27 protein-coding genes are annotated in these 26,930 nt (G+C 63.4%); 13 read left to right on the top strand and 14 right to left on the bottom strand.

Features of this window, described 5'->3' with window-relative positions; translation table 11 throughout:
- Positions 1 to 117: 117 nt before the first annotated feature.
- Together hpnH and ispH are read right to left on the bottom strand one after the other, a co-directional pair.
- A complete protein-coding gene (hpnH, locus tag NCR38_RS20250) occupies positions 118 to 1,272 on the bottom strand; it encodes an adenosyl-hopene transferase HpnH (protein ID WP_061119989.1) in 1,155 nt (384 codons plus the stop codon).
- Between the two features lie 13 nt (positions 1,273 to 1,285).
- Entirely contained in the window at positions 1,286 to 2,248 is a 963-nt protein-coding gene (ispH, locus tag NCR38_RS20245) for a 4-hydroxy-3-methylbut-2-enyl diphosphate reductase (RefSeq protein ID WP_061119988.1), read from the bottom strand.
- A 390-nt stretch (positions 2,249 to 2,638) separates the two neighbouring features.
- Between ispH and NCR38_RS20240 the strand changes: the two genes are divergently transcribed.
- Positions 2,639 to 3,841, top strand: coding sequence for a glycosyltransferase (locus tag NCR38_RS20240; RefSeq protein WP_061119987.1), 1,203 nt, complete (start codon positions 2,639 to 2,641; stop codon positions 3,839 to 3,841).
- Between the two features lie 14 nt (positions 3,842 to 3,855).
- Here NCR38_RS20240 and NCR38_RS20235 read toward each other — a convergent pair whose 3' ends face one another.
- The 3 genes from NCR38_RS20235 to hpnA form a co-directional block, all read right to left on the bottom strand.
- On the bottom strand, positions 3,856 to 4,386 hold the full coding sequence (locus NCR38_RS20235) for a hypothetical protein (protein ID WP_061119986.1): 531 nt from the start codon (positions 4,384 to 4,386) through the stop codon (positions 3,856 to 3,858).
- A gap of 229 nt (positions 4,387 to 4,615) precedes the next feature.
- Positions 4,616 to 6,862: an NADP-dependent isocitrate dehydrogenase gene (locus NCR38_RS20230; RefSeq protein ID WP_061120048.1), complete on the bottom strand. Its 2,247-nt coding sequence runs from the start codon at positions 6,860 to 6,862 to the stop codon at positions 4,616 to 4,618.
- Positions 6,863 to 7,105: 243 nt separating this feature from the next.
- Positions 7,106 to 8,116: a hopanoid-associated sugar epimerase gene (hpnA, locus tag NCR38_RS20225; protein ID WP_061119985.1), complete on the bottom strand. Its 1,011-nt coding sequence runs from the start codon at positions 8,114 to 8,116 to the stop codon at positions 7,106 to 7,108.
- Positions 8,117 to 8,289: 173 nt separating this feature from the next.
- Here hpnA and NCR38_RS20220 point away from each other — a divergent pair, with 173 nt between their 5' ends.
- The 5 genes from NCR38_RS20220 to NCR38_RS20200 are packed head-to-tail and all read left to right on the top strand — an operon-like array spanning position 8,290 to position 14,406.
- A complete protein-coding gene (locus NCR38_RS20220) occupies positions 8,290 to 11,442 on the top strand; it encodes a response regulator (protein WP_250477522.1) in 3,153 nt (1,050 codons plus the stop codon).
- A gap of 17 nt (positions 11,443 to 11,459) precedes the next feature.
- Positions 11,460 to 12,296, top strand: coding sequence for a protein-glutamate O-methyltransferase CheR (locus NCR38_RS20215; protein WP_061120047.1), 837 nt, complete (start codon positions 11,460 to 11,462; stop codon positions 12,294 to 12,296).
- Positions 12,297 to 12,298: 2 nt separating this feature from the next.
- Entirely contained in the window at positions 12,299 to 12,895 is a 597-nt protein-coding gene (locus tag NCR38_RS20210; protein WP_061119983.1) for a chemotaxis protein CheB, read from the top strand.
- Positions 12,896 to 12,920: 25 nt separating this feature from the next.
- Positions 12,921 to 14,060, top strand: coding sequence for a hybrid sensor histidine kinase/response regulator (locus NCR38_RS20205; protein ID WP_061119982.1), 1,140 nt, complete (start codon positions 12,921 to 12,923; stop codon positions 14,058 to 14,060).
- Between the two features lie 49 nt (positions 14,061 to 14,109).
- On the top strand, positions 14,110 to 14,406 hold the full coding sequence (locus NCR38_RS20200; protein WP_061119981.1) for an acylphosphatase: 297 nt from the start codon (positions 14,110 to 14,112) through the stop codon (positions 14,404 to 14,406).
- Between the two features lie 5 nt (positions 14,407 to 14,411).
- On the opposite strand, the gene egtD is transcribed toward NCR38_RS20200, so the two are convergent.
- Complete coding sequence (gene egtD / locus NCR38_RS20195; RefSeq protein WP_061119980.1) at positions 14,412 to 15,380, bottom strand: L-histidine N(alpha)-methyltransferase; 969 nt, start codon at positions 15,378 to 15,380, stop codon at positions 14,412 to 14,414.
- 376 nt (positions 15,381 to 15,756) lie between these two features.
- Here egtD and rarD point away from each other — a divergent pair, with 376 nt between their 5' ends.
- Positions 15,757 to 16,734: an EamA family transporter RarD gene (gene rarD / locus NCR38_RS20190; RefSeq protein WP_061119979.1), complete on the top strand. Its 978-nt coding sequence runs from the start codon at positions 15,757 to 15,759 to the stop codon at positions 16,732 to 16,734.
- Here the strand turns inward: rarD and NCR38_RS20185 are convergent, their stop codons facing one another.
- Positions 16,735 to 17,238, bottom strand: a complete 504-nt coding sequence (locus NCR38_RS20185) for a DUF962 domain-containing protein (protein ID WP_061119978.1) — start codon at positions 17,236 to 17,238, stop codon at positions 16,735 to 16,737.
- A gap of 216 nt (positions 17,239 to 17,454) precedes the next feature.
- On the bottom strand, positions 17,455 to 18,156 hold the full coding sequence (locus tag NCR38_RS20180) for a hypothetical protein (protein WP_250477521.1): 702 nt from the start codon (positions 18,154 to 18,156) through the stop codon (positions 17,455 to 17,457).
- Between the two features lie 180 nt (positions 18,157 to 18,336).
- On the opposite strand from NCR38_RS20180, the gene NCR38_RS20175 reads away from it, so the two are divergent.
- Positions 18,337 to 18,642, top strand: coding sequence for a hypothetical protein (locus NCR38_RS20175; protein ID WP_061120046.1), 306 nt, complete (start codon positions 18,337 to 18,339; stop codon positions 18,640 to 18,642).
- A 95-nt stretch (positions 18,643 to 18,737) separates the two neighbouring features.
- Entirely contained in the window at positions 18,738 to 19,133 is a 396-nt protein-coding gene (locus NCR38_RS20170) for a hypothetical protein (protein ID WP_061119976.1), read from the top strand.
- 126 nt (positions 19,134 to 19,259) lie between these two features.
- On the opposite strand, the gene NCR38_RS20165 is transcribed toward NCR38_RS20170, so the two are convergent.
- A complete protein-coding gene (locus NCR38_RS20165; protein WP_061119975.1) occupies positions 19,260 to 19,835 on the bottom strand; it encodes a transglycosylase SLT domain-containing protein in 576 nt (191 codons plus the stop codon).
- Positions 19,836 to 19,941: 106 nt separating this feature from the next.
- Complete coding sequence (locus NCR38_RS20160) at positions 19,942 to 21,351, bottom strand: MFS transporter (protein ID WP_061119974.1); 1,410 nt, start codon at positions 21,349 to 21,351, stop codon at positions 19,942 to 19,944.
- Positions 21,352 to 21,868: 517 nt separating this feature from the next.
- Between NCR38_RS20160 and NCR38_RS20155 the strand changes: the two genes are divergently transcribed.
- Both NCR38_RS20155 and NCR38_RS20150 read left to right on the top strand, forming a co-directional pair.
- Positions 21,869 to 22,756 (top strand): PilZ domain-containing protein, encoded by an 888-nt coding sequence (locus NCR38_RS20155; RefSeq protein WP_061119972.1) that lies wholly within the window; start codon positions 21,869 to 21,871, stop codon positions 22,754 to 22,756.
- Positions 22,757 to 22,773: 17 nt separating this feature from the next.
- Positions 22,774 to 23,352, top strand: coding sequence for a LysR substrate-binding domain-containing protein (locus tag NCR38_RS20150; RefSeq protein WP_061119971.1), 579 nt, complete (start codon positions 22,774 to 22,776; stop codon positions 23,350 to 23,352).
- Between the two features lie 332 nt (positions 23,353 to 23,684).
- On the opposite strand, the gene NCR38_RS20145 is transcribed toward NCR38_RS20150, so the two are convergent.
- Positions 23,685 to 24,260: a phosphonate degradation HD-domain oxygenase gene (locus NCR38_RS20145; RefSeq protein ID WP_061119970.1), complete on the bottom strand. Its 576-nt coding sequence runs from the start codon at positions 24,258 to 24,260 to the stop codon at positions 23,685 to 23,687.
- Between the two features lie 103 nt (positions 24,261 to 24,363).
- Between NCR38_RS20145 and NCR38_RS20140 the strand changes: the two genes are divergently transcribed.
- Both NCR38_RS20140 and NCR38_RS20135 read left to right on the top strand, forming a co-directional pair.
- Positions 24,364 to 24,684 carry a hypothetical protein gene (locus NCR38_RS20140; RefSeq protein WP_250477520.1) on the top strand — a complete coding sequence of 107 codons (321 nt, stop codon included), beginning with the start codon at positions 24,364 to 24,366 and terminating at the stop codon, positions 24,682 to 24,684.
- 87 nt (positions 24,685 to 24,771) lie between these two features.
- Positions 24,772 to 25,365, top strand: coding sequence for a J domain-containing protein (locus NCR38_RS20135; protein WP_061120045.1), 594 nt, complete (start codon positions 24,772 to 24,774; stop codon positions 25,363 to 25,365).
- A 32-nt stretch (positions 25,366 to 25,397) separates the two neighbouring features.
- On the opposite strand, the gene NCR38_RS20130 is transcribed toward NCR38_RS20135, so the two are convergent.
- The 3 genes from NCR38_RS20130 to NCR38_RS20120 all read right to left on the bottom strand — a co-directional run bounded on the left by NCR38_RS20130 (position 25,398) and on the right by NCR38_RS20120 (position 26,700).
- Positions 25,398 to 25,646, bottom strand: coding sequence for a hypothetical protein (locus tag NCR38_RS20130; RefSeq protein ID WP_061119968.1), 249 nt, complete (start codon positions 25,644 to 25,646; stop codon positions 25,398 to 25,400).
- A 347-nt stretch (positions 25,647 to 25,993) separates the two neighbouring features.
- On the bottom strand, positions 25,994 to 26,365 hold the full coding sequence (locus NCR38_RS20125) for a glyoxalase/bleomycin resistance/extradiol dioxygenase family protein (protein ID WP_250477519.1): 372 nt from the start codon (positions 26,363 to 26,365) through the stop codon (positions 25,994 to 25,996).
- 11 nt (positions 26,366 to 26,376) lie between these two features.
- Positions 26,377 to 26,700 (bottom strand): hypothetical protein, encoded by a 324-nt coding sequence (locus tag NCR38_RS20120; RefSeq protein WP_061119966.1) that lies wholly within the window; start codon positions 26,698 to 26,700, stop codon positions 26,377 to 26,379.
- Positions 26,701 to 26,930: the final 230 nt, after the last annotated feature.

Genomic DNA, 26,930 nt, shown 5'->3' with positions numbered 1-26,930 from the left:
CCGTCGCCGTAGATGATCGGGAGGCCCTCAAAGATCAAGGGCGGCGAACATGAAAGCAAAAAGGGCGGGTGACCCAAGTCACCCGCCCTTCGCATTTCCAAACGTCCGATAAGCGCCTCAGTTCACCGCCGCCGCCGTCTTCGAACCCTTGTTCTTCTGCATGCGGCCGATCTCTTCCAGCTTGATTTCGACGTGCTTCGAGAACACGTATTCGGCCGGACGCTGCTTGTCGATCGGCAGGTCCTTGGCGAATGCGCCCGTCGTGCGCGGACCCGAAAGGGCGATCTTCGCGGCCTTGAGCGGATGCGCCACCGTATCCATCACGGCCGTCGCCTCGAAGCCGCAGTGGACCATGCAGTCCGCGCACTTTTCGTACTTGCCGGTGCCGTACTTGTCCCAGTCGGTGGTTTCCATCAGTTCCTTGAAGGTCTTCACGTAACCTTCGCCGACCAGATAGCAGGGCTTTTGCCAACCGAACACCGTGCGTGCCGGGTTGCCCCACGGCGTGCACTGATACGTCTGGTTGCCCGCGAGGAAGTCGAGGAACAGCGTGGACTGGCTGAACGACCAGTTCTTGCCGTTGTTGCCGCGCTTGAAGATTTCGCGGAACAGATTCTTGGTCTTTTCGCGATTCAGGAAGTGCTGCTGATCCGGCGCGCGCTCATACGCGTAGCCCGGCGAGACGGTGATGCCATCGACGCCGATCGGGCCGAGCGTGTCGAAGAACTTCGCGACGCGCTCGGGTTCGGCATCGTTGAACAGCGTGCAGTTGATGTTTACGCGAAAGCCGCGGCGCTTCGCTTCCTTGATGGCGGCGACGGCCTTGTCGTAGGTGCCCGGCTGCGAAACCGAGTGATCGTGCGCCTCGCGGTCGCCGTCGAGGTGCACCGACCAGACGAAGTACGGGCTCGGCTCGTAATCGTCCATCTTCTTTTCCATCAGCAGCGCGTTCGTGCAGAGATACACGAACTTCTTGCGCGCCATGATGCCCTTCACGATCTGCGGCATTTCCTTGTGCAGCAAAGGCTCGCCCCCCGCGATCGACACGACCGGCGCCCCGCATTCGTCGACGGCGCCGAGACACTCTTCCAGCGACAGGCGCTGGTTCAGGATCGGATCCGGATAGTCGATCTTGCCGCAGCCGTTACAGGCGAGATTGCAGCGGAAGAGCGGTTCCAGCATCAGCGCGAGCGGGTAACGCTTGTTGCCCGTCAGGTGCTGCTTGAAGATGTAGGCGCCTACGCGGGCCTTCTGGAGCATCGGGATAGACAATTGCGTCCTCTCCTTATTCTTCGCGAATCGCGGTTGCCGCAACGGCGGCGACCGGCTGAGTGAGCTTCGCGGGAAGTTTGAATTCGACCTTCTCCTCGCGGCCGTTCATCGTCGTGACTTCGACGTTTCCGAACGCGCGCAGGGCATCGATCACATGTTTGACCATTTCCTCGGGCGCCGAAGCGCCCGCGGTGATGCCGACCGTCTGCACATTGGCAAACCACTCCGGCTTGATCTCTGAACCGTCCGCGACGAGGTAGCTCGGAACGCCGGTCTCGGCGCCGATTTCCCGCAGGCGGTTGGAATTGGAACTGTTGGTCGCGCCGACCACGAGCAGCACGTCCACCTGGCTCGACAGCTCGCGCACGGCGGCCTGGCGGTTTTGCGTCGCGTAGCAGATGTCGCGCGTGTCCGGGCCGACGATATCCGTGAAGCGGCGCTGCAAGGCATCGATGATGCCGCGCGTGTCATCGACCGAAAGCGTGGTCTGCGTGACGTAGGCGACGGGCGTGTCCGGCGCGAGCGTCATCTTTTCCACTTCGGCCTCGCTCTGCACCAGCACGACTTCGGCCGGAATCTGCCCGATCGTGCCCTCGACTTCCGGATGACCCGCGTGGCCGATCAGAATGAGCGTGCGTCCCTGCGATACGTACTGCCGCCCCTGCACATGAACTTTCGTGACGAGCGGGCAAGTGGCGTCCAGCACGTCGAGCCCGCGCGTCTGCGCATCCTTTTCGACGCTCTGCGCGACGCCGTGCGCACTGAAGATCGCGACCGCGCCGTGCGGCACTTCATCCAGTTCCTCGACGAAACGCGCACCCTTGCTGCGCAGGTTGTCGACGACATGACGGTTGTGAACGATCTCGTGACGCACATAGACAGGCGCGCCATGCCGTTCGAGGGCCCGATCGACGATTTCGATCGCACGGACCACGCCCGCACAAAAGCCGCGGGGTTGAGCAAGGATGATACGCATATTCGAACGAACTCCGACTGACGCGGGTTTCGGGATAGCCGGCGCGAAGCTCGCGCTTTCCGTTGATTCGGCGTTCGTGACGTCTCGGAAACGTCAGGAGAGCGCCAGGAAAGCAGACCGGAAAAAAAGACACGGTGATTGTGGTCTGCGCGCCGAAGTTGACCGCGTATTCTAACCCGTTCCCTTTTTGGGTGCTCAATGGCCGCTTCACTGCACAGCCCGTCGCGCGCGTCAGTACGACAATTTTGAGAAGCCAGTAAACTGTCGCGTCTTGCCGTCATGCGGTCCGGGGCGTTCGCCCTACGGCGTTCATCCGTGTCTATTTCCCGCAACGCGCCGTCGACCGCACCTTCCGGCTGCGCCACCGTTTCCAAGCTAATCGTTTATTTCATGCTACTGATCGCCTGGCTGTCTTTTTTGATCTGGATTGTGCTGCTGTTCGCACGCGGCGGCTTCTGGCGCGCGGAACCCGCGCCGGCGCTGTCCGATACGACGGTCCACGCCGTCGGCAACGCGGAGATCGCGCGCCGCGGCGCATGGCCCGCGCTCGTGGCCGTCGTACCGGCGCGCAACGAGGCCGACGTCATCGGGCGGGCGGTTGGCTCGCTGCTGAAGCAGGACTACGCGGGCGCGTTTCATGTGATCGTCGTCGATGACCACAGCACCGACGGCACCGCGAGCGTCGCGCTCGCCGCCGCCCGCGATCTCGGGCTCGAAGATCGTCTGACCGTGCTGACCGCGCAGCCGCTGCCGCCGGGCTGGTCGGGCAAGGTGTGGGCGCAGTCGCAGGGCATCGGCGCGATCGATTCGCTTGGCCTGCCCGCCGAGTTCCTGCTCCTGACCGACGCCGACATCCATCATCCGGCCGATGCCGCGACGCAACTCGTCGCGCGCACGATTCTCGAAGACCGCGATCTGGTCTCGCTGATGGTGCGTCTGCGTTGCGATTCGCTCTGGGAGAAGGTGCTGATTCCGGCATTCGTGTTTTTCTTCGCGAAGCTCTATCCGTTCGCCTGGGTCAACGACGTGAAGAAGCCGACGTCCGGCGCGGCGGGCGGCTGCATGCTCGTGCGCCGCTCGGCGCTCGTGGAGGCGGGCGGGATCGAATCGATCCGTCAGGAACTGATCGACGATTGCAGTCTCGCCGCGCGCATCAAGCATCGCGCGGGCCGCAACGACGCGCGACCCATCCGGCTCGATCTCGCCGCGCGCAGCGAATCGCTGCGTCCTTACGAAAGCTGGCGCGATATCTGGAACATGATCGCCCGCACGGCGTTCACGCAACTGCGCTATTCGCCGCTGCTGCTGGCCGGCACGGTGCTCGGCATGGCGCTGATCTATCTCGCGCCGCCGGTGCTCGCGCTCGTCTACGGCGCGCGCGCCTGGCCCGCATGCGCCGCGTGGGCGATCATGTGCATCGCCTATGGTCCGATGCTGCGCTATTACGGCAGGTCGCTCTTATGGGCGCCGCTCCTGCCGCTCGTCGCGTTGTTCTACGTGAGCGCGACGATCGGCTCGGCCGTGCGTTACTGGAGCGGGAAGGGCGGGCAATGGAAGGCGCGCGTGCAGGCGCCGACTCAGGAGGGTTCGTAAGCGGCAGTTCGCGCTTATTTCTTCGTCAACATGGCATACAGCTCGATGACCATGTTCGGCGAAAACGTGAACGGCACCCAGCCGTGGCCGCTGTGACGCAGGACCAGCAGCCGGTCGCCGTTCGCGTGTTTCTGCGTCGCCATGACCGGATTTTTGGTGGCCGCGAAGCGCCATCCGGGCGGGATGCCCGTCGGCTGCTCCACCGTCATCGACGCGCGCACGTTCGACAATTGCTCGATCAGCTCCGACACGCCTTCCGGGCTCAGCTTCACCGTCTTGCCCGCAATCGTCATTTCGACCGCGTTGCGCTCCGGTCGCGAGACGACGAGCGTGGGCGGCTCGTTCAGGCCGGGCGGTTCGGCGGGCGCAGCGGAACCGTCCGGTTCGCGCACGTTGCCCAGCGCGGGCGGTTCGTCCGGCGAAACTTCACTGGACGGCGTCGCGGCTTCGGTCGATTCAACGGATGTTCGGACAGATGCGGCTGCGGTCTGGAGGAGCGTGTCGAGGCTCGACTCCAGCGCGCCGAGCTGGTCTTGTAGATTCATGCGAGTGTGTCTGTGTCTGGCAAGCGGGCGGCGAGGCAACGATTCTACCCGCTCGAATTTGGCGAGGTCGGCACAGGTTGTAACCAATTGCACCGAGCGTGCGGATTACACGACAGATTTCTTCGATGCCGATGGCGGCATCGTGCGATGCGGCGGCTCAAAAACAAAACCGGCATCCCCGAAGAGATGCCGGTCGATCGGGGCGCGCATGACGCGCCCGTACCGCGCTTTACTGCGCGCGCACTTGCGCGAGCGCGGCGTTGAACGTCTTGCTCGGACGCATCACCGCTTCGAGCTTCTTCTCGTCCGGCTTGTAATAGCCGCCGATGTCGGCCGCATTGCCCTGCACGGCGGCGAGTTCGTCGACGATCTTCTGCTCGTTCTCGGCGAGCGTCTTCGCGAGCGGCGCGAACAGTCCGGCGAGTTCCTTGTCGTCCGTCTGCGATGCGAGCTCTTGCGCCCAGTACATCGCGAGATAGAACTGGCTGCCGCGATTGTCGAGCTGGCCGGTCTTCGGCGACGGGCTCTTGTTGTTGTCGAGCAGCTTGCCGGTGGCGGCGTCGAGCGCCTTCGCGACGAGCTTCGCACGCGCGTTGTCGTTCTTGATGCCGAGCTCTTCGAGCGACACCGCCAGCGCGAGGAATTCGCCAAGCGAGTCCCAGCGCAGGTGGTTCTCCTGCACGAGCTGCTGCACGTGCTTCGGCGCCGAGCCGCCCGCGCCGGTCTCGTACAGGCCGCCGCCCGCCATCAGCGGAACGATCGACAGCATCTTCGCGCTCGTGCCGAGTTCCATGATCGGGAACAGGTCGGTCAGATAGTCGCGCAGGATGTTGCCGGTGACCGAGATCGTGTCCATGCCGCGAATCACGCGCTCGAGCGTGTAACGCATCGCGCGCACCTGCGACATGATCTGGATGTCGAGGCCCGTGGTGTCGTAATCCTTCAGGTACGTCTCGACCTTCTTGATGAGTTCGGCTTCGTGCGGACGATACGGGTCGAGCCAGAACACCGCCGGCGTGCCCGAGTTCTTCACGCGCGTGACGGCGAGCTTCACCCAGTCCCGGATCGGCGCGTCCTTCACGAGGCACATGCGCCAGATGTCACCCTTCTCGACTTCCTGCGTGAGCCCTTCGATGACTTCGTTCGTCGCGTTATCGACGATACGCGCCGTGCCGTCTTCCGCGATCTCGAACGTCTTGTCGTGCGAGCCGTACTCCTCGGCCTTCTGCGCCATCAGGCCGACGTTCGGCACCGTGCCCATGGTCTTGGGATCGAACGCGCCGTTCGTCTTGCAGAAATTGATGATTTCCTGATAGATGCGCGCGAACGTGCTTTCCGGAATCAGGCACTTCGTGTCTTGCGGACGGCCGTCGGCGCCCCACATCTTGCCGCCGGCGCGGATCATCGCGGGCATGGAAGCGTCGACGATCACGTCGTTCGGCGCGTGCAGGTTCGAGATGCCCTTGGCCGAATCGACCATCGCGAGCGCCGGGCGGTGCTCGTGGCACGCGTGCATGTCGCGGATGACTTCGTCGCGCTGCGATTCCGGCAGCGCCTCGATCTTCGTGTACAGATCGACGAGGCCGTTGTTCACATTGATGCCGAGCTCTTCGAAGAGCTTCGCGTGCTTCGCGAACGCGTCCTTGTAGAACACCTTCACGGCGTGGCCGAAGACGATCGGGTGCGAGACCTTCATCATGGTCGCCTTCACGTGCAGCGACAGCATGACGCCGGTCTTGCGCGCGTCTTCCATCTGCTCTTCGTAGAATTCGACGAGCGCCTTCTTGCTCATGAACATGCTGTCGACGATCTCGCCTTCCTGCAGCTTGACCTTCGGCTTGAGCACGATGGTTTCGCCGCGCTTCGTGACGAGTTCCATGCGCACTTCGCGGGCGCGGTCGTTCGTGATCGACTTTTCGCCGTGATAGAAGTCGCCGTGCTTCATGTGCGCGACGTGCGTGCGCGAGGCCATGCTCCACTCGCCCATGCTGTGCGGATGCTTCTTCGCGTAGTTTTTCACGGCGAGCGGCGCGCGGCGGTCCGAGTTGCCTTCGCGCAGCACCGGGTTCACGGCCGAGCCGAGGCACTTTCCATAGCGCGCGCGAATGGCTTTCTCTTCGTCGTTCTTCGGCTCTTCGGGATAGTCGGGCAGTTTGTAGCCCTTCGACTGGAGTTCCTTGATCGCGCTCGTCAACTGGTGCAAGGACGCGCTGATGTTCGGCAGCTTGATGATGTTGGTGTCGTCGAGCTGCGTGAGGCGGCCGAGCTCGGCGAGGTTGTCGGGGACCTTCTGCTCGTCGGTCAGGAATTCGGGGAATTCGCCCAGAATGCGCGCGGCGACGGAGATGTCGCTCGTCGCGACATTGACGCCCGCCGGCGCGGTGAATGCACGGATGATCGGCAGAAAGGCGCTGGTCGCGAGCAGCGGAGCTTCGTCGGTCAGGGTGTAGATGATGGTGGGTTGCTGATTACTCATCGCTTGTCTCGACATCCGAAAACAGGTTGGAAAAAACCGCCGGCCTCGGCACCCCTCCGGCAACAAAGCGCTATTCTGCCTGATTTTGCGAGGCGCGCGTGTGAATTTCGCCATGCGCGAACGGCCAAAACGGACGTTTATCGTGCTATATCAATAACTTAACTTTTTTCAAGTCTTATACAAGAGTTGCGCGCCGGCGCGCCATTGCGCCGCGCGGAACGTTTCACGAAATGATTTGGTGCTTCACGTGACGAGATACCCGTTTGCCCGGAACCAGTCGAGCGCATCCTTCAATCCTTCCCGATACGGCCGCGCGCTGTAGCCCAGCACGCGTTCGGCCTTGGCCGATGTGAAGTACATCTTGTTCTTCGACATGCGCAGTGCATCGACGGTCACGAACGGCTCCTTGCCGCTCACCTTGGCGAACAGTTCGGCGCCGACCGCGAGCGGATAGAGCGGCCCGCGCGGCAGCCTGATGGTCGGCGGCTTGCGCCCGACGAATCCGGCGATGTCCGCGAGCATCTGCTGCAAGGGCAGGTTCTCGCCGCCGAGGATGTACCGCTCGCCGGTCTTGCCACGTTCCAGCGCGAGGAAGTGTCCGTTCGCGACGTCGTCGACATGGACGAGATTCAGGCCCGTATCGACGAAGGCGGGAATCTTGCCCGTCGCCGCTTCGACGATGATGCGCCCGGTCGGTGTCGGACGCACGTCGCGCGGGCCGATCGGCGTCGACGGATTGACGATCACCGCGGGCAGCGCGTTCCGCGCGACCATGCGCTCCACGGCGCGCTCGGCGAGCACCTTGCTGCGCTTGTACGCGCCGATCGTGCTTGCCGCGTCCGACGGCTTCGTCTCGTCGACGATCACGCCCGAACTCGTCACCTTCAGGGTCGCGACGCTGCTGGTATAAACGATGCGCTCGACGCCTTCGGCCAGCGCCGCGCGCATCGTCGCCTCGGTGCCTTCGAGATTCGCGCGCTCGATTTCGCTCGGGTCGGGCGCCCAGATGCGGTAATCGGCCGCGACGTGGAACAGGAAGCGCACGCCCTTGAGCGCCGCGCGCATCGACGCTTCGTCGCGCATGTCGCCGACGACGATCTCCGCATTCAGCGATTCGACGTTCTTGCGCGGGCTGGTCTTGCGCACGAGCACGCGCACGTCGAAACCGCGTTCGATGGCGAGCCGTGCGACCGCGGACCCGACGAACCCCGAGGCGCCCGTGACGAGCACGCGAGAGCCGGAAAAATCAGTCATTCTTACCTCGTTAAAAACGCTGGCGCGGCCGTGTTTCGTAACAACTGCCGCGCGGGAAAGCATGCGCCGATCGGCTGCAAAGCCCGATGTGACAAGGGCTTGCGGCTCATGCTAAGGTCCGTGCCTGCTGCCGGCGCGAGACCCGCGCAAAACATGAACAGACCCGGTGGACGATGCCTCAAGACTCTAAAACACTACGCTCCTGGATTTATCTCGCCATCGCGCTCGCGCTCGCCGTCGTATTCAGCATCGATGTGCTCACGCCGATGCGCGTCGCGATCTGGGTCTTTTACGTGCTGCCGGTCGTGCTGTGCGTCTGGGCCGACCGGCCGTCGGTGCCGATCGTCACCGCGGGTGCATCGGCCGCGCTGATGATCGCAGGCTACGCACTCGCCACAGGCGATCCCGGCACGAGCAGTGCGGTGCTCCAGGTCAACCGCGTGATGGGCATCGTCGTGCTGATCGTGCTCGCGGCGGTGGCGCATCTGTATATCAAATCGCGGCTCGCCATACAACGCACGACCTGGCTGCAGCAGGGCATCGTGCAGGCGGGCGTCAAGCTGCGCGGCGAGCAGTCAGTGGCTTCGATCGGCGTGAGCATTCTGCGTTCGATCATTCCGTATGTGGACGCGAAAGTCGGCGTCGTCTACGCGCTCGAAGGCGATGTGCTCGTGCGCGTCGCGGCCTGGGCGCTGCCGGACGAGGGCGGCGCGCCGGCCAGGATCGGGCGCGGCGAAGGGCTCATCGGCCAGGCGATCGAGGAAGCGCGTGTGCTCGAACTGCGCGACGCATCTTCGCATTATCTGAAAGTCGGCTCCGCGCTCGGATCGGCGACGGCGTCGCGCGTCCTGATTGCGCCGCTTTCTGCCGATGGCGATATCGTCGGCGCGATCGAGCTCGGCTTCGTCGGCAGCGAGGGACGTTTCGGCGATGCCCGCGCGCTGCTCGAGCAGGCGTCGGAACCGATCGGCATGGCGCTGCGTTCGGCGCGTTATCGCGCGCGTCTCGTCGAGCTGCTCGAAGAAACGCAGCGCCAGAGCGAGGAATTACAGGTGCAGCAGGAAGAGCTGCGCGTCTCGAACGAGGAGCTCGAAGAGCGCGGCCGCGCGCTGCAGGATTCGCAGGCGCGTCTCGAACAGCAGCAGGCGGAACTCGAACAAACCAATGTCCAGCTCGAAGAGCACACGCAGCATCTGGAGCGGCAGAAGGCCGAGCTTCTGCAGGCGCAGCAGGAGCTGACCGCGAACGCACTGGAAATGGAGCGCGCGAGCCAGTACAAGTCGGAGTTCCTCGCGAACATGTCGCACGAACTGCGCACGCCGCTCAACAGTTCGCTGATCCTCGCGAAGCTCCTGCAGGACAACAAGCAAGGCAACCTGACCGACGAACAGGTGCGCTACGCGGCGACGATCCATTCGTCGAACAGCGATCTGCTTTCGCTCATCAACGACATCCTCGATTTGTCGAAGGTCGAGGCGGGGCAGATGGACGTGCAGTTCGCGCCCACGTCCGTCGATTCGATTTTGCAGACGCTGCGGCAGTCCTTCGCGCCCATCGCCGGGAGCAAGGGTGTGGAATTCGTCACGGAGCATGGCGAGAACGTGCCGCAGTATTTCGTCACCGACAGCCAGCGGCTGCTGCAAGTGCTGCGCAATCTGCTGTCCAACGCGTTCAAGTTCACCGAGCGCGGCCGGGTGACCGTCGCGGTCGAGCGCGCGGGCGACAATGCGCTGCGCTTCGATGTGCGCGACACGGGCATCGGCATCGCGCGCGAGAAGCAGGACATGATTTTCCAGGCCTTCCAGCAAGCCGACGGCACGACGAGCCGCAAGTACGGCGGCAGCGGCCTCGGGCTGTCGATCTCGCGCGAGTTCTCGCGCCTGCTCGGCGGCTCGGTGTCCGTGTCGAGCGAACTCGGCCAGGGCAGCGTATTTTCGGTGACGCTGCCTATCGCCGTGCGCGAAGGCACCGTCACCGCGAAGCTCGATACGATCGGCACGATGAGCGAGCCGGCGCCGGCCGCCGCGCCCGCGTCCGTACCCGCACCCGCACCCGCGCCGCCGCCCGTGCAGCCGTCGCCCGTTCAGGCACCGGTCGCGATGCCCGAGCCGATGGCCATCGCCGATGATCGCGCCGACCGCAAGCGTCCGGATCGCGTGATTCTCGTCATCGAGGACGATCAGCCGTTCGCCGGCATTCTCTACGATCTCGCCCACGAACTCGACTTCGACTGCGTGCACGCTGCCACCGCCACGCAGGGCGTCGAGCTCGCGCGTTCGCTTCAGCCGAACGGGATTCTGCTCGACATCGGCTTGCCGGATCAGTCGGGTCTCACGGTGCTCGAATGGCTGAAGCACGATCCGCTCACGCGCCACATCCCGATTCACGTCGTCTCCGCGACCGATCACGCCGACGTCGCGCTGCACCTGGGCGCGATCGGCTACACGCTGAAGCCGGGCGCGCGCGACGATCTCGCCCGCGCCATCCGCAAGCTCGAAGCGCGCTCGGCGCAAGGCATGCGCCGCGTGCTCGTCGTGGAGGACGATCCGGCGCTGCGCCAGAGCATTCATGCGCTGCTCGCGAGCGAGACGGTCGGGATCGTGGAGGCGGGATCGATCGCGGAGGCCATCGAGGAGATGCAGCGCGCGCCGTTCGATTGCGTCGTGATGGATCTCGCGCTGCCCGACGGCTCCGGCTACGAACTGCTCGAACGCGTGTCGGCGGGCGGAGGGCAGGCGTCGCCGCCCGTCATCGTCTATACCGGACGGCTGCTGTCGCAGGAAGAGGAGCAGCGCCTGCGCCGATACTCGAAATCGATCATCATCAAGGGAGCGAAATCGCCGGAGCGCCTGCTCGACGAAGTCACGCTGTTCCTGCATAGCGTGGAAAGCGCGCTGCCGCCCGAGCAGCAGCGCATGCTGCGCGCGGCGCGTCAGCGCGACGACGTGTTCGAGGGCCGCACGATCCTGCTCGCGGAAGACGACGTGCGCAACATCTTCGCGCTCTCGCGCGTGATCGAGCCGCTCGGCGCCACGCTCGAAATCGCGCGCAACGGACGCGAGGCGCTCGAAGCGCTCGCGCGGCGCAGCGATATCGACCTCGTGCTGATGGACGTCATGATGCCCGAGATGGACGGCCTCACCGCGATGACCGAAATCCGCAAGCGCGCGGAATTTGCGCGCCTGCCGATCATCGCGCTGACGGCGAAGGCGATGCCGAGCGATCGCCAGAAATGTCTCGAAGCGGGTGCGGACGACTACATATCCAAACCCATCGATGTGGATAAGCTCGTGTCGCTGTGCCGCGTATGGCTGCGCCAGCGATGAACGGACCCATCTCCCAGATGAATGACGCCCGGCACGACGAAGAAGCGACGTTCGACATCGAACTGAAGCTGATACTCGAAGCGATCTACCTGCGCTATCAGCACGACTTCCGGCATTACTCCGTGAGTTCGCTGAGGCGCAGGCTCGCGCAGGCCGTGCACGATTTCGGCCTGCCGACGCTCTCGCATCTTCAGGAGCGCATTCTGCGAGACCCGGCGCTGTTCGCCCGGCTCTTTCAGTACCTCACGGTGCAGGTGAGCGAGATGTTCCGCGACCCGCAGTATTTCCGCGCGATCCGCGAGCAGGTCGTGCCTATTCTGCAGACTTATCCGTCGATCAAGGTGTGGGTCGCGGGATGCAGCAGCGGCGAGGAGCTGTGGTCGCTCGCGGTGCTCTTTGCCGAAGAAAAGATCGCGGACCGCACGGTGTTCTACGCGACCGACATCAACGCCGAGGCATTGCGTCAGGCAGAAAGCGGCATTTATCCGCTGGAGCGCATGGCGGGTTTCAGCCAGAACTATCTGGCGGCGGGCGGCAAGCGTTCGCTGTCGGACTACTATCACGCGGCCTACGGCGCGGCGAAGTTCTCGCAGACGCTCAAGTCGCGCGTGGTGTTCGCGGATCACAGTCTCGCGACGGACAGCGTGTTTCTCGAAGCGCATCTGGTGTCGTGCCGCAATGTGCTGATCTATTTCGATCGCGCGCTACAGGATCGTGCCCTCGGCCTCTTCAGCGATTCGCTCGTGCGGCGCGGGTTCCTCGGTCTCGGCAGCAAGGAGAGCCTGCGCTTTTCCACGTATGCAGACCGTTTCGCGGACTTCAATCCGCGCGAGCGGCTTTATCAGAAGGTGTGACGATGTTCGACGCGGACCGCATCGGGGCAGTCGTGATCGGCGCATCGGCGGGCGGCGTCGAGGCGCTCAATCAGTTGCTGCCCGGCTTGCCGAAGGCGTTCGCGCCGCCGGTGCTCGTCGTGGTGCATGTGCGGCACGGACAGCCGAGCCTCTTGCCCGGATTGTTCGCTTCGCGCTGCGAGCTTGCCATCGAGGAGCCTTTCGACAAGGACGAGATCGCGCCGGGCACCGTATATTTCGCGCCGCCGGGCTATCACATGCTCGTCGAGGCCGAAGGCGGCGCGACGCCGGCGATCGCGCTGTCCGTCGATCCGCCCGTGCGCTTTTCGCGGCCATCGGTGGATGTGCTGTTCGAATCGGCGGCGCATGCTTACGGCGAGCGCCTGCTCGGCATCGTGCTGTCGGGCGCGAACGACGACGGCGCGCGCGGCGCACGCGCGATCCGCGATGCGGGCGGCGCGTGCTGGGCGCAGGACCCGGCGACGGCGACCGCGCCCGCGATGCCGCTCGCGGCCATCGCGCAAGGCGCGGTGAACGAAGTGCTCACGCTGGATCACATGGCGATGCGGCTCACCCAATGCATCGGCTACAGGCAATGAAAGAAGCAAGGCAAGGAGTCACCAGATGACGCAACCCATCCACGTGCTGATCGTCGACGACATCCGCAATAACATCACCGCGCTCGAAGCGTCGCTCGCGCGGCCGGATCTGTCGGTGCTGAAAGCCGAATCGGGACCGGCCGCGCTCGAGCTTCTGCTCAAGCACGAGGTCGCGCTCGCGATTCTCGACGTCAACATGCCCGGCATGGACGGGTTCGAACTCGCCGAGCTGATGCGTGGCAGCCCCCGCACCGCGCACGTGCCGATCATCTTTCTGACGGCGACGGCGCAGGACGCGAGCCGCACCTTTCGCGGCTATGAAGCGGGCGCGGTGGATTTTCTCTACAAGCCCTTCGATTCGCGCATCCTCAATTCGAAGGTCGATGTATTCATCCAGATGGAGCGCCAGAAGCAGCAGCTCGCGACGCAACTCGCGACCGTGCAGCAACTGCTCGATGCGAACGAGATGCTGATGGCCGTGCTCGGCCACGATCTGCGCACGCCGCTGTCGGCGGTGATCGCATCGGCGGAGTATCTCGCGCGCTTCGTGCAGGACGAGAACGTCGCGAACATCGGCACGCGCATCAAGTCGAGCGGCATGCGCATGGTGCGCATGGTCGATCAGTTGCTCAATCTCGCGCGTCTGCGTGGCGGGCGCGTCACCTTGCAGCCGCGTGCGGTCGAGTTGATGACGCTCGCGAAGAATATCGTCGATGAATACGAGGCGCGTTTCGGCAAAGGGCGCATCTTCGTGCTGCGTCAGGGCGATACGCTCTTGCAAGGCGACGGCGATCTGCTCTCGCAAGTGTTCTCGAATCTCATCGGCAATGCGCTGCAGCACGGGCTGGAAGGCTCGGCGATCCAGGTGCGCCTCGACGGCAACGCCGACCATGTGACCATCACCGTGCAAAACGCGGGCGAGATTCCCGCCGACGTCCTGCCGACGATCTTCGCGCCGTATCGCTCGGGCCAGCGCCAGCATGAATCGAGCGGCCTGGGGCTCGGGCTCTACATCACGCGCGAGATCGCGCAGATGCACGGCGGCGACGTCACGGTACGCTCGGCAGCCGAATCCGGCACGGTGTTCGAAGTGACGCTGCCGCGCGTGCCGCATCCGCGTTCGGGCGAGCGCGCCGACATGGCGCAACCTTTCCGTCTGAGTTGAAGCGCGTGTCTACAATGCGGCGTATGGACGTCTGAAAGGAGAAAGCACGATGCCGGGCCCGGATCTGGATACGAGAATCGAAACCTATTACGTGCGTGTGCGCGGCGTCGTGCAGGGCGTCGGCTTCAGGCACTACACGGTGAGAAAGGCGCATGCGCTCGGCGTGCGCGGCTGGGTCGCCAATCTCGATGACGGCTCCGTCGAAGCCATCGTGCAGGGCGCGGCCAATCAGGTCGACCTGATGCTCGAATGGCTGCGACGCGGGCCGCCGCATGCCCGCGTCACCGAGTTTCACAGCGAAGAGCGCCACATCGAGAAGCGCTACGAGCGCTTCGAGCAGCACTAGCTAGTTCATCGCGCGACCAGCAGGCTCTCCGCGAACTGCCATTCCTCGTCGCGCCACTGATGCGTGCATTCGAAGCCCGCATCGGCGGCGATCGGCGCGACTTCATCGGCCGCGTATTTGTGGCTGCTTTCCGTCCAGATCGTCTCGCCTTCGCGGAAGTCCACGCGCAGGTCCGCGCCGCGCACGCGCACGGACAGCGCGCGCTTCGCCCGCAAGTGCATTTCGATGCTGCGCGCATCCGGATTGAAACGCGCGACGTGCTCGAAGGCTTCGAGCGGAAAGTCGCCGGCGAGTTCGCGATTGATGCGCGCGAGCATGTTCAGATTGAACGCGGCCGTGACGCCGATCGGGTCGTCATACGCCGCGATGAGCACCGGCAGCGGCTTGATGAGATCGGTGCCGAGCAACAGCGCGTCGCCGGGCTGGAGCATGCCGCGAATCGAGCGCAGGAACTTCGTCGCCGCGAGCCGCGCGAAATTGCCGATGGTGCTGCCGAGAAACAGCACGAGCAGTCGTTCGCCGTCCTTGCGCTTCGAACTGACTTCCGACAATCCCGCGAGGTAATCGCGCTCGTGTCCGACGATCGACACGCGCTCGATATCGCTCAATTCGCGACGGCACAACTGCAAGGCGGTGCGCGAAATTTCAATCGGATGGTAAGCAGTGGGCTGCTTTTTACACAGCGCCTCAAGAATGCGGCGCGTCTTGCGGCCACTGCCGCTGCCGAGTTCGGCGACCTGGATGTCGCCCGGCATGGCCGCGACGATGTCCGCCGCGTGATCCTTCAGCACGCGCTCCTCGGCGCGCGTCACGCCGTATTCGGGCAGCGCGGTGATCACTTCGAAGAGGGCCGAGCCCACTTCGTCATACAGATACATCGAAGGCAGTTCTTTTTGCGGACGCTTGCTGAGTCCTACGTGCACGGCCTCTGCAAAGGCGTTGGAAAAGCGGGGCGACAGGGCTGGTTGAGTCATGACGTCTCCATCGATGCGGCGTTTTCTTCGCGTGCCATCGTCGACGTGACGGCACGGCGCGTGTTGCTGCGGATGCAATGACGTGAGCGGCAGGTGTTCGTACGGGGCGCCGCCCGGACTTCAGGACCGGACCGGCAGTAATGCCGGACCGACAAGGGTCGCCGATCATCGTGACCGGCAAAAGACAACCGCAAGTGACAGCGATCATGCGGTGGAGTTCACGCCGAAATGCGAAGCATGAACGAAGCAAAAAGCGGGCACGTCCGGGGAAACTGATTGAAGCGGGTTTTGAAAATGGTGCGCGCTGCGCGTTTAGAATGCGCGTTCCACGTTTCATTCGGCTTGCACTCACCTACCGCGCGCAGCGCCTCTTTCGATGAATCAGCATGACCTGGGACGCGGCATTGCGCTGTCCGTCGCCGCATCCGCGCTATTCGCGCTCATGTCCGGCTATACGAAATGGCTCGCGCCGCTCGACGGGCTCGACATCTTCGCGTGGCGTATCGTATGGACATTGCCGGGTGCGCTCGCGCTCGTCGCGCTGCGCAAACGCTGGCCGCAATTATGCGCGCTCATCGCGAGGCTCGCCAAAACGCCGCATCTGCTGCTGATGTCCGCTGCCGCCGCCGCGCTGCTCGGCGTGCAGTTGTGGATCTTTCTCTGGGCGCCGCTGCACGGGCGCGCGCTCGAAGTATCGCTCGGCTATTTCCTCCTGCCTCTTGCGATGGTGCTGCTCGGCCGCTTCCACTACGACGAGCGTCTCGACGGTTTCCAGTGGGCGGGTGTCGCCGCGGCGGCCGTGGGCGTGGCGCATGAGCTCGTCATCACGCATGCGTTCGCGTGGCCGACGCTCGTCGTGATGCTCGGCTATCCGCCTTACTTCGTGTTGCGTCGCCGGCTGAATGCCGATCCGCTCGTGTCCTTCGCCGTTGAAATCATGCTGATCGCGCCTGTCGCCGTGATGATGCTGATCGTGCGCGGTTCGTTCGCGGATGTCGTCGGCGAGCCGCGTCTCGCGCTGCTGCTTCTGCCCGGACTCGGCGCGTTGAGCACGATCGCGCTGGCGTCGTATCTGCGTGCGAGCCGTCATCTGCCGCTCGCGCTCTTCGGCATTCTCGGCTACGTGGAACCGGTGCTGCTCGTCGGCGTCGCTGTCCTGTTGCTCGGCGAGCCGTTTTCAGCGCGGCAACTCGGCACTTATGTGCCGATCTGGATGGCCGTCGTGCTGACCGGCGTGCACAGCGCGCGTCTTCTGATGCGCGAACGCTCGGAGAAGCAGGCATTGCCGACGAGCGAACATCACGCGAGCATCGAGCATGAAACGGTCGCGGAGGAAATCGAGCGCGTGGACTGATCAGCGCGCGGCGCGCGTTTCGATAGCGTCGTGCAGTTCGCGCATGAGACCGAGGCCGAACAAGAGTTCGACGAGAATGAAGAGCGGCCCGATCAGCAAGCCGATGATATCGTCGGCGAAAGCGGGCTTGCGACGTTCATAACGCATATGCCCGATGAACTGAAACACCCACCCGATCACGAACATGCCGACGCCGATCGCGAGCCAGCTCCACGTAGTGTGCGATGCAGCCCACTGCCCGAACGCCGCGCTGAGCGCGGACACGATACCCATGCCGATGCCGAGCGGCACGTCGAGCCAGAGATAGTAGAGCGTAGCGAGCGCGAACAGCACCCATGCGGGCGTGAGCAGACATGCGCCCGATAACACGGGCCATGCGGGACGGCTCAGCAATGCGGCGATCGCGAGGACGATGAGCGGAATGCCTACGAAGTGCGTGGCGATATTGCGCCTGTCGCGATGATAGTCGGCGTACTGCGACAACTGATCGGTCAGTGTGCGCATGTCGGGCGTCTCCTTTCGTGTTTTTTGTTTCACGAATGATAAGCCGCACAACGATATCGGCAAGTGGAACATGTCCTTTAGCGGGCGCAAATCATTCGATCAAAGGACATGCAAAAAGGACATGCAAAAAGGCGAGCCCGAAGGCTCGCCTGAATTGAACGCACTGGTTTGTTTATATGCAACGCCCAGTGCGCGATGCGATGACGCTGGCCTCCCTTACTTCTTCGCCGCGTCCACCTTCGCATCGGCGGCCGTCTTGTTTGCGTCGCTTTGCGCCTCGACTTTTTCCTTGTCGGCCTTCGCTTGCGCCACGTTGGCATCCTTCGCTGCGTCCTGCTTCTTTTGATCGGCCTTGGATTGTGCAGCATGCTTCTTCTTGTTGGCTTTCGCCTGTGCCTTCGTGGCGTCACCGCGAGCGTCGGAAGCCTGTTCCGGCGTGGTCGCCTGCGCTACCTTCGCGGCTTCCTTGTTGGCGTCGGCTTGCGCCGATGCCTTGTCCTCGTTCGCCGATGCCTGCGCCTTCGCGGCATCGTGCTGCGCTTCCGCCTTCTTCTTGTTGGCGGTCGCCTGAGCCTCGGCTTTTTCGTTGTTGGCCTTCAATTGCGCTTTGCCGGCATCGGTTGCGGCCGTTTGCGCGAATGCGGTGGTGACGAGCATGGCGGATGCGAGAGCAGCGACGTTCTTCTTCATGGTTTGAATCTCCCTTGATTCTTTCTTCGAGGACACGTGGCGCGCAATGCGCCGCGTTGACGATGAAAACGCCCCGCCCGTCGATATAGTTGACGTCGATCTGGTGACAAACAGTAACCAGTGGCGAGCAAATGAAACCGCGTGCGGTAAAACCGGCGGCGTTGACCGATAGCGAAGAGACGCTTTACCGGACAAGTCGCTAAATCTGTTACGGACGAGCGAAATCAATTCTGTTTGTAACCGCGCTCAGGGTAATTCGTTATCCGAATCGAAGGACGACTTTGAAGAAACGTGTAGCGGGCGATTTGTAATCGTTGAAATGCGCGGTTACCAACTACTGCAGTTATTTCTTAGCTGTCTGCTTAAGATGATCTCCATGAACCCGGCAAACGGGAAATGGAGAAGCTCATGAAACGCGCAGCACTTGTCTTGTTGATGATCGGTAGTTTGACGGCGGCGGGCCAGGCATCGGCGCATGGGCATGGCGGCGGTCATCGCGGCGGTGGCGGGGATGGCGGAGCGATCGTCGGCGCGCTGATCGGCGGCGCGGTGCTCGGCGCGCTGGTGACGTCCGTCGCGAGTGCACAGCCGACGTATGCGCAACCCGTCTATCAACAACCCGAGTACGCGCAGCCGGTCTACGCACAACCGGCGCCGCCGCCTGGCTACTGCTACGACAACTACCGTGGCGCGTATGTGCCTTGCGGTTACTGATTGCGCGTGACTCGCGGCACGCCCCTTGCGCTGATGCGGACACGGTCGTTGCATCCAATGCGCGACGACCGACACGCAAACTTGGGAGACTCGCAATGAACGCAACGACGAAGAAGCTGGTGATTTCCGCGCTGGTGCTGGGCCTGTCCGGCGGTGTCTATGCGCAAGCAGGCGGCGGCGGTGGTGGCGGCGCAGGCGGTGCAGGCGGCGGCGCTGCTGCGGGCGGTTCGGCAGGCGCAGGCGGCAATGGTTCGGCGGGCGCCGGCTCGGCGGCCGGCGGTAAGGGCGGCGGCGTAGGCATGGGCGGCGCCGGGATGGGCGGCTCGGCGGACGGCTCGACCGGCACCGGCGCGAAGAGCGGCATGAGCAACGACGCGACCAACGGCATGAGCCAGGATCAGGGTACCGCCACGCGCAGCGCGCCGAATAACGGCAACATGAATTCGGGCGGCATGAAGTCGGACGGCACCGGGACCAAGAAGGCATATTGAACGATGCCAGCGCGCTTTGCGGGTGCGATCGCCGCGGCGTCATCGAGACGCGAGAGCGGCATCCGCCTGGCGGCGGTGCGCGTTATCAAAGAAACTCCGCCCGGACGGGCGAGTGAAAAGTGACTGTTATTGCCCGCCCGCCGATGCCGCATCCGCCGATGCGGCCGGCTCGAACGTCTTTACGCGCAAGCTGACCTTCTCGGCGTAGGCGCGCGATCCGCCGTAGTTCTTCAGCGCGGCGTCAACATCGCCCTGAGCGGATTTCACATAGCCGTGAAGGATCGCGGAGCCGGTTTCGATGTTGTCTTCCGGGTCCGTCAGGTCTACGTTGCGCACGAGCTTCTTGTGCGCCGACGGCACCACCTGCATCAGACCCGTCGCATTGTTCGGCCCTCTGGCCGTTTCCTTGAAGCGCGATTCGATCGAAATGATGGCGAGCAAAAGCGCCGGTGGAAGCGAATACTTCGATGCCGACGACATGACTGCCGCCGCGATGGTCTGCGCCTTTTCACGCGCCACGCCGAATTTTCGCGTGAGCATGTCCGAAATCTTGTGACTCGCCTGCTCCGTCTTCGGGTCTGGCTGCGCGGCGGACTGCGCGGCCGCCTCGCTTGCTGCGAGCGGGTTTTCCTGCGCGAGCGCGGTCTGCGCTGCGCTCAGTGAGACGGAAAGGGCGACAAGGATAGGGAGGAAACGACGCATCGGACAGAGAGATCAAAGCGGAATCGCATTATAGCCACATAAAAAGTCCTTGTGGATCATGTACTTGTCTTAAATATGATGTTTTCTTTTCACAAATCGGAACGAATTACGTGCGTTCGGCGCGCTTCGCGGAGCGCGCTGAAATGCCCTCGCCGGCGTCATCCGAGAGGCGCGCGAACATCGGCAGCGAGGCCAGGACGACGAGCGCCGTCACGATGAATCCGCAGGCGAGTTGCCAGCGCTCGGTGTGCGCGCTTCCGGAAACGAGCATCGTCGCCTGGATCGTGCCGGCCGCGACCGTGACGCCGACCGCCTTCATCAACTGCTGCGCGGTGCCCTGAAACGAGGTCGCGGCGGCGAGGCGCGGCTTGGGCACATCGGCGAATGCGAGCGCGCCCATCGTCGCGAAACTGAGCGAGCGGCCGAGTCCGCCCAGCAGTAAAAGCAGAAAGATCGCGACGGCGGGCCATGCTTGCGACATCGTCGAGCAGACGAGCAGCACGGCCGCGAACACGACGCTGCCCGTGCACAGGACGTTGCGGACCGAGAAGCGCCGCAGCGCGAGCGCCGTCATCGGACGCATGCAGAAGGAGCCGAGCGCGCTCGCGAATGTGACGAGACCGCTCGCCGTCGCGCTGTAGCCGAAGCCCGTCTGAAGCGTGAGCGGCACGAGAAACGGCAGTGCGCCCGCGCCGGCGCGAAACAGGCTGCCCGCGACAGTCGCCGCATGAAAAGTGGGAATCGACAGGAGCGAGAAGTCGATGGCGGGATTCGGCACGCGGCGGCAGTGCAGCACCGTCACGCGAAAGAGGAGCAGGCCGGCCGCCACGCAGATCCACGGCACGCCGATGGGCAGCACGCCGCGCCCCGCGCTCTCGATGCCGATCATGAACAGACTGAGCGAGGCGCCCGACAGCAGCATGCCGCGCAGATCGGGCGACGTCCGGTCCTCGGGCGGCGACGGCGGCAGCAGCTTCCACGTGAGCCACAGGCCCACGATGCCCACCGGCACGTTGACCCAGAAGATGCTGCGCCACGAGAGCGTGTCGGTGAGAAAGCCGCCGAGCGGCGGTCCGAGCAAGGGACCGACGAGCGCGGGCATCGTGAGCCACGTCGTCGCCTGGAGGAGTTCTTCGCGCTTGACGCCGCGAAACAGGATCAGGCGACCGACGGGCACCATCATCGCGCCGCCGAGACCCTGGACGACGCGCGCAGCCAGCAATTGCGGCAGATTCATCGCGGCGGCGCACGCGACGGACGCGAGCGTGAACGTCGTGATCGCCCACATGAACACGCGGCGCGCGCCGAAGCGGTCGGCGACCCACCCGCTCGCGGGAATGAACACGGTCAGCGCGACGAGATAAGCGGTGATCGCGCTGGATAGATGGACGGGGTCGACCTGGAGGTCGCGGGCCATCGTAGGGATGGCGGTGGCGACGATCGTGCCGTCCATGTTCTGCATGAAGAGCGCGCTCGCCACGACGGCGGCGGTGATGCGAAAGTTGCCGCCTTTCACGATGCGTCGCTCGCTCGCGCGGTGAAGGCTTGCTGCAAGGCGTATCGAAATGGGAAGGATTGCATGGCGCACAGTCTAGCGCGATACGCCAGTCGGCGTTTCCGTTCGCGGCATGAATGTTCATCCGAGCGGCATGTTCGGTTCGAGACCCACCTGACGCTCAATCCGCGCTTATCGGCCATAGCGGACGGTGGTCAACCGCGACGCCAGCGCGCCTCTTCCGGCAATTGGCCGACAACTCGCTTGTGCAGATCCATTTGGAGGATGCGGCGATGGAGAGCTTGTCGATCTTCGCGGTGATGCCCGAGCAGGCCATACGTTCCGAATAGGGTGAATGCCTGTTTGCGCGCGCTTCAAAGCGACGAATTCTGGCCGAAACCGGGTCGAATCCGGCCGCAACATTTTTGTCTGATCAATGAGCGGAAACGCACTTCTGCGACGCCATCAAATCCGTAAATTGTCGAAAAACTAAGCAGGCTCATCACTGTGGGCCTTACGGACGACGGGGAAGATCGACATGGCGCTTGTCAGAATCGCGGAAAAGGATTTGAGGGTGGGTGCGCCACTAGACTTCGCTGTCTACACCGCAACAGGGAAACTGCTGATCAACCAGGGTGGCTGCATTCGGTCCGAAAACCAGCGCGACAGGCTCGTTGCGATGGGCGGTTTTCGAGACGCCGAATCTGCTCAGCCCGGCAAGCGAGCGCCCGCACAGGAAAGCCTCATTGTCTCCACCGCGAGCCATGATCGAGCCATTGCCGATGCCCGGCCCGTGGCAGCGCCGTCAGAGATCCTTCCAAAGAATCTTGAGAGGTTGCAGCTAACCGTTGTCGCCAGGCCGGACGCCGCGTTGCAAGTCGAGTTCGTGGGTTCGATCTCCGGGACTGCACTGGTCGTCGCGGTCTTGACCGGGTTTGAGTTCCTCGAGCCGGAAGTCGAGGTCGAGTGCAAGGCTCTCCTCGGTCGGAAGATTTATCGCTTTCACACAGTCGTCACCGGACGCAACCAGTCACCGGCGCAGGTTGTCTATCTCGCGCATCCCGATGCCGTCACGGCCCACGTCGTACGCAAACACCCGCGCATCGCAACAAGCATGGCCGCGCGGCTCATCAGAAACGACTGTATCGCTGCGGGCTTCGATGTCACGGTGGTCAACGTCAGCATGGGCGGGGCCTCTTTGCGCGCCTCCGATCGGTATCTGAAAATTGGCGAGCACTTCAAGCTGGCCCTGCGTGTTCGCGCCGAAGGCAAGGTGCACGCCGTTATGTTCAACTGCATTGCAAGGAACTCGCGGCCTACGGACGGCGGCGTATTGATCGGCGTCGAGTTCAGCGGCTTTCCCAACGACGCCCGCTCATTGCTCAAGACGCACATGTTCGAGACAGCGACGAGCAGCCACCTGTGACGAGCGCCGGCTAGTTTGTGCGCGGCCTGCTACCCGAGTTCCTGGAGGCCAACCCTGGCGCACAAGTCGAATTGATCATCAGCAATCAATCGATCGACCTCGGCAAGAGCGAGGCGGACGGGGCACTGCGCCTCGGATCGCCCGGCCAGGACTCTCTATATGCGACCAGAGTAGCGAGCGTTGGATTTGGGCTGTACGCGTCGAAGGAGTACGTCCGTCTATACGGGCTACCCGAGAATGACGCAGATCTGCTGAAGCATCGCTTCATAGGGATGTCCGGCAAGCTTGCCAGATTCGAGCCATCTGTCTGGTTGAATGATTTCGCGCCGCACGAATGTATGGCGATATCGTCCGACAGCCTGGGCTTCGGCTATCTCGCGGCTGAGAATGGGCTCGGTATTGCACTTCTGGCCTGTATCGTAGGTAACAGCTCGGCCAACCTTGTGCGTGTACCGATTACGACCAAAGTGCCCGTGCTGCCTCTATGGCTGGTCATGCACGAAGCTACCCGAAAGTTGCCCGGCGTCAAGGCACTGGCGCAGTACATTCGAACACAGGCGCACCATAAGGCCGCTGACTTCGGCGGCAGCCACTGAGTATGGCGTGGGGAAAGTCGGAATCGGTCGGCATGATTCGCATTGGCGTAGTGCCGGCATCGATCGATTAACGCACGCGTGCAGCGATCTCGTCGCGCTGTCGTGCGAGACGCATCGGCGGCGACGCGGGCGCTGATCTCTTAACGAAGGGCAGGCGTAGTCCTGCGGATTCGACGACCGCCTCTTCATCGCGCAAGTAACGCGTCGCGCACGAGCGTCTGGTCCTCGTTTACCGCCTCATCGCACGAGTCACCTCAACCGCTGCGCTGTTGCCCAGGAAAATCATGCTTTCCTGCACGTGCGTCGGCAAAGTAGCGCTGGGTTCAGCCAGTCTATTCACAGGTCGAAGTTAGCGAGCGCGTCACGAGCGCAACGCTTGCGGCCATATCCATGAAATGCGGCAGCGCGGGCGTGACGCGATGCGCGTCCTTCGCTTCGTCGTCCCAGCGGCGCAGAGCGATCGCGTCGTGTGCATAGGGCTTCGCCAGAAACGCTTGCGCGGCTTCATCGTCGAATATGCCGCCTTGCAGTTGCAGGCTTCGCACCGAATCCGCGGACAGTCGCGCGTGATACGACGTGTCGATCGCGCACAGGCAGCGCTTCGCATCGACGTGCAGGCGGATCGGCTCGAGCACGGCGTCGGAGAAGAGCGGGCGCAGGAACGGCAGCGCGAAGTACTGGTGCAGATCGTCGATGCCGCGCTCGGTCGGCGTCTCGCCCTGCAGATTCAGCAAGTGCCCGAGGTCATGCAGTAATGCCGCGACGATCAGCTCGGGGCGCGCGCCCGCCGCCTCGGCCAGCGTGGCGCTTTGCAATGCGTGCTGCAATTGGGTGACCGGCTCGCCGCTGTAGGCGAGCGAGCCGTGCGTGTCGAAGAGATGCCGGATGTCGGCGAGTGTCAGCGCCATCGTAAGGAAAGGGTCGAGCGGGTATGCTGGAGCGCGAAAACGCGCAATGGTCGCAGGCTTTTGTGACGCGACGATGGCCGCGCGCAGAATGGAACCGACGCTCATGCCCTTCTTCTTCAGCCGACGCCCCGAACTCGCCGGACTCGATCGCTCCGCACGCCGCGACGTGCGCCGCCTCGCGTGGCATTTCGCGCAGCGACACTGGACGCTGCACGCGCCGGCGTTCGCGTGGGTCGTGTTCGTGCTGCTGCACACGCGCTATCACATCGTCCCGGAGCGGCGCGATTATCTCTTGATCACGCTCGCGATTTTCGTGCTGGCGGTGGTCAATATCCGGCTTCATATCTCGCGCTATTTGAAACCCTCCCGCGCCATTTTCGACGCGCTCGGGAGCGCGGCCGCACGCAGGATCACGGGCCGCTAGGCGCGTGTTGCGATGCCGCATCTTGCGAAAAGACCCCGTTTTTCGCGTGTTACGATGCTCGGCGACCCGTATCCAACCGAAGGCAAGATGGCGACGCTATACCAGACCCTCGGCGTGGACGAGCACGCCACCGAAGAAGAAATCAAACGCGCGTATCGCAAAGCCGCGATGCGCTGCCACCCCGATCGCAATGTAGGCAACGAAGACACTGCGCGCGCGAAGTTTCTGGAGATCAAGGAAGCCTACGCGATTCTCTCCGATCCCGCGCAGCGCGAAGTGTACGACCGTATTTACGCTGAAGAGATGCGTCGCTTCGAAGAGCGCGTGCGCCGGGAAGAAGCCGAACGCGAGGCGCGTGAGGCGAAGGAGCGCGAGGCGCGCGAGGCGCTCTATGCGAAGCGCGTATCGCTCGCGATGCGCTTCGCATCGAAAGGCCATAACCGCGATGTCGTGTTCGGCGTGCTGCTCGGTGCGCAATGCGGCGAGCCTGAGGCACGTCAGATCGCGGACAGCGCAATTGCGCTGCATGAATCCAGACAGGCCAGCAAAGACAGAAAAGAGCGAGAGGAAGCACGCGCCAAGGACGAGAGAGAAGAGCAGGAGCCTGTCAGCGACAGCGCCGGCGCGGCGAATCCGCTCGGCGCAATGTGGTTCCAGTTCCTCAACAACCTTCGTTTCTGATTGCCACCCCGGGGCGGTGAAACAAGACTGGCTCAGGCGACCAGTCTTTCACCGCGCATGTTGCTTTGCTTCGGTGCGGGCGGATAGACGCACCAGTGACCGTCGTCGTGACGAAAGAAGAACAGCGCTCTCGCCGCCGCGCCGTGCAGCGCCTCGACACAAACATATCGGCGCCTGTCGGAACGCGTGCGGCTGAACTGCCGTACATGCACGGGCATGCTGCCCGGCGCGAGCCATTTTTCGACCTGATAACGAAGGGACCGCTCGTTCACGCATTTCATTTTCAGTCTCCTGCGGCATTCATGATCGGGTTTACGGTCGAGGCTGCCGATCTTTAAGTCCCGCTCAATGAAAACCCTGCCGCAATGCACCACGTTCTTGATAAAACACTTGAACTCTACGCCCGGAATTACTGGCAGTGCCCGTTTTTGCGAAATAGCAACAGCGAGCAACAGCGAGCTTTTACGCGTCTTCCCCATGCCCCGTTCATTCAAAACGCGTACGCCGATGAGTTCATCGTCGTGCAACGTGATGCAGGGGTATGTGCGCGATCGGTCATATGAAATGGCCGATGCGTACGCTACCCGTCACTGGATGTTAAGCGAATGTCGTGCCTGAGACGCACGAATCATAGCGGACGCGCAAAACTCAGCTCGTGGCCGTCCGGATCGGTGAGATGGAAATAGCGCTCGTTCCAGGGCGCATCGCGCGGCGCGAATTGCGGCTCGATGCCGTGCGCCTGCGCTTTCCGGTAGAACGCGTCCACATCGGACACGTAGATGATCACGCGGCCCCAAAACTGAATCGGGCCGTGCGTCTCGCTGGTGAGATTGAGAAATGAACTGCCGAGCGCGAACGAAGTGAAGGCCTCGTTTGCGCCGCCATACAGGAGGCGAAAGCCGAGCGCTTCATAGAAGCGCACCGCGCGCGGCATGTCGTGCGTCGCGAGCGTGATCGCGCTCAGGCCTTCGACATGCGCGTCGTCTTCTCGCGATCCCATGCTCTCGTTCGTCATCCCGGATGATGCTGATGCGACACCAGCGGCAGCACCGAAAGATCCGGATGCGTGCCATCGACGATGCTCTTGCCGATATGCCGCGCATCGTCCACGGCGTCCTGTGCGCTCTTGTATGCGTCTTCGCCGTCGGCGTGAAAATGCACCGCTTCGCCGGGTATCTCCGCGTTCGCGCCGGGCCTGCACACATGTCCGATATACACGTAGCGATCCGCCTTGCCGGGCGCCGCGTGTTCGGGCGTCGGCTTCAATTGCGGCTGCACGTGGATCTCGAAACCTTCGTAGTCGAAAACGTGCCACTGAGCGGGATCGTCGGGCATGATCGCCTCCTTGGTGTAGTGTTCGCTCGCAAGTCAACGTTACTCCAGTTGACGCGATGAATCCACCGCGAAGGGTATTCACGTCAGATGAAAGCCGCGCTCGCATCGGCGCGTGCGGCAGGTCACGGGAAAATTGACATCGTTCTCGCGCGCAGCGGATACTTTTCGGCGCGCTTTGCGTTCGAGCGGGTTCGAGCGGGTTCGAGCGGTTCGAGCGCATACGTCTGCCG

Source organism: Caballeronia sp. INML1 (assembly GCF_023631085.1).
Lineage (GTDB): Bacteria > Pseudomonadota > Gammaproteobacteria > Burkholderiales > Burkholderiaceae > Caballeronia > Caballeronia turbans.
Note: the sequence above shows the minus strand (reverse complement) of the source record. Positions and strands in the feature narration are given on the sequence as shown.

Bases quoted from the DNA above. Each gene is read 5' to 3' on its own strand.
- NCR38_RS20130 (WP_061119968.1), bottom strand. From the start codon at position 25,646: ATGAAATGCGTGAACGAGCGGTCCCTTCGTTATCAGGTCGAAAAATGG.
- NCR38_RS20170 (WP_061119976.1), top strand. From the start codon at position 18,738: ATGAACGCAACGACGAAGAAGCTGGTGATTTCCGCGCTGGTGCTGGGC.
- NCR38_RS20200 (WP_061119981.1), top strand. From the start codon at position 14,110: ATGCCGGGCCCGGATCTGGATACGAGAATCGAAACCTATTACGTGCGT.
- hpnA (WP_061119985.1), bottom strand. From the start codon at position 8,116: ATGACTGATTTTTCCGGCTCTCGCGTGCTCGTCACGGGCGCCTCGGGG.
- ispH (WP_061119988.1), bottom strand. From the start codon at position 2,248: ATGCGTATCATCCTTGCTCAACCCCGCGGCTTTTGTGCGGGCGTGGTC.
- NCR38_RS20140 (WP_250477520.1), top strand. From the start codon at position 24,364: ATGCCCTTCTTCTTCAGCCGACGCCCCGAACTCGCCGGACTCGATCGC.
- NCR38_RS20215 (WP_061120047.1), top strand. From the start codon at position 11,460: ATGAATGACGCCCGGCACGACGAAGAAGCGACGTTCGACATCGAACTG.
- NCR38_RS20185 (WP_061119978.1), bottom strand. From the start codon at position 17,238: ATGCGCACACTGACCGATCAGTTGTCGCAGTACGCCGACTATCATCGC.
- NCR38_RS20220 (WP_250477522.1), top strand. From the start codon at position 8,290: ATGCCTCAAGACTCTAAAACACTACGCTCCTGGATTTATCTCGCCATC.
- egtD (WP_061119980.1), bottom strand. From the start codon at position 15,380: ATGACTCAACCAGCCCTGTCGCCCCGCTTTTCCAACGCCTTTGCAGAG.
- NCR38_RS20155 (WP_061119972.1), top strand. From the start codon at position 21,869: ATGGCGCTTGTCAGAATCGCGGAAAAGGATTTGAGGGTGGGTGCGCCA.
- NCR38_RS20125 (WP_250477519.1), bottom strand. From the start codon at position 26,365: ATGGGATCGCGAGAAGACGACGCGCATGTCGAAGGCCTGAGCGCGATC.
- NCR38_RS20205 (WP_061119982.1), top strand. From the start codon at position 12,921: ATGACGCAACCCATCCACGTGCTGATCGTCGACGACATCCGCAATAAC.
- NCR38_RS20135 (WP_061120045.1), top strand. From the start codon at position 24,772: ATGGCGACGCTATACCAGACCCTCGGCGTGGACGAGCACGCCACCGAA.
- rarD (WP_061119979.1), top strand. From the start codon at position 15,757: ATGAATCAGCATGACCTGGGACGCGGCATTGCGCTGTCCGTCGCCGCA.
- NCR38_RS20120 (WP_061119966.1), bottom strand. From the start codon at position 26,700: ATGCCCGACGATCCCGCTCAGTGGCACGTTTTCGACTACGAAGGTTTC.
- NCR38_RS20145 (WP_061119970.1), bottom strand. From the start codon at position 24,260: ATGGCGCTGACACTCGCCGACATCCGGCATCTCTTCGACACGCACGGC.
- NCR38_RS20210 (WP_061119983.1), top strand. From the start codon at position 12,299: ATGTTCGACGCGGACCGCATCGGGGCAGTCGTGATCGGCGCATCGGCG.
- NCR38_RS20230 (WP_061120048.1), bottom strand. From the start codon at position 6,862: ATGAGTAATCAGCAACCCACCATCATCTACACCCTGACCGACGAAGCT.
- NCR38_RS20235 (WP_061119986.1), bottom strand. From the start codon at position 4,386: ATGAATCTACAAGACCAGCTCGGCGCGCTGGAGTCGAGCCTCGACACG.
- NCR38_RS20175 (WP_061120046.1), top strand. From the start codon at position 18,337: ATGAAACGCGCAGCACTTGTCTTGTTGATGATCGGTAGTTTGACGGCG.
- NCR38_RS20240 (WP_061119987.1), top strand. From the start codon at position 2,639: ATGCTACTGATCGCCTGGCTGTCTTTTTTGATCTGGATTGTGCTGCTG.
- NCR38_RS20165 (WP_061119975.1), bottom strand. From the start codon at position 19,835: ATGCGTCGTTTCCTCCCTATCCTTGTCGCCCTTTCCGTCTCACTGAGC.